Annotated in this window: 1 protein-coding gene; it reads left to right on the plus strand. The window is 43.4% G+C overall.

What is annotated here, in order from left to right; translation table 11 throughout:
• Positions 1-836: ATP-binding protein (locus tag ACWHAR_RS25255; protein WP_452088206.1), on the plus strand; the 836-nt coding region annotated here is incomplete at both ends.

An 836-nucleotide genomic window follows, 5' to 3' on the forward strand; every position in this document is an offset into this window, starting at 1 on the left:
TATTGACGTAAATCCTCGCGTACAAGTTGAACACACGATAACAGAAATGATTACTGGTGTCGATATTGTTCAAACTCAGATCCTTGTTGCCCAAGGGCACAGCCTTCACAGCAAAAAAGTAAATATTCCTGAGCAAAAGGACATTTTTACAATCGGTTATGCCATTCAGTCACGGGTTACGACTGAGGATCCGCAAAATGATTTCATGCCTGATACAGGAAAAATCATGGCTTACCGCTCAGGCGGCGGTTTTGGTGTCCGTCTTGATACCGGAAACAGCTTCCAGGGCGCCGTGATCACACCATACTATGATTCAGTTCTCGTTAAGCTTTCAACTTGGGCTTTAACGTTTGAACAGGCAGCTGCCAAAATGGTGCGAAACCTTCAGGAGTTTAGAATCAGAGGCATAAAAACGAACATTCCGTTCCTTGAGAACGTTGCAAAACATGAGAAGTTCCTGACAGGGCAATATGATACATCTTTCATTGATACAACGCCTGAATTATTTAAATTCCCTAAACAAAAAGACCGCGGAACGAAAATGCTCACTTACATCGGCAATGTGACAGTGAACGGCTTCCCTGGAATCGGGAAAAAAGAAAAACCGGCATTTGACAAACCGTTAAGCGTAAAGGTAGACGTTGATCAGCAGCCTGCCAGAGGAACAAAGCAAATTCTCGATGAAAAAGGTGCAGAAGGGCTTGCAAATTGGGTTAAGGAGCAGAAATCTGTCCTTTTAACTGATACGACATTCAGGGATGCCCACCAATCGTTATTGGCAACTAGAATCAGATCGCATGATTTGAAAAAAATCGCAAATCCGACGGCTGCGTTAT

It is taken from the genome of Bacillus sp. LR--39 (assembly GCF_053613335.1).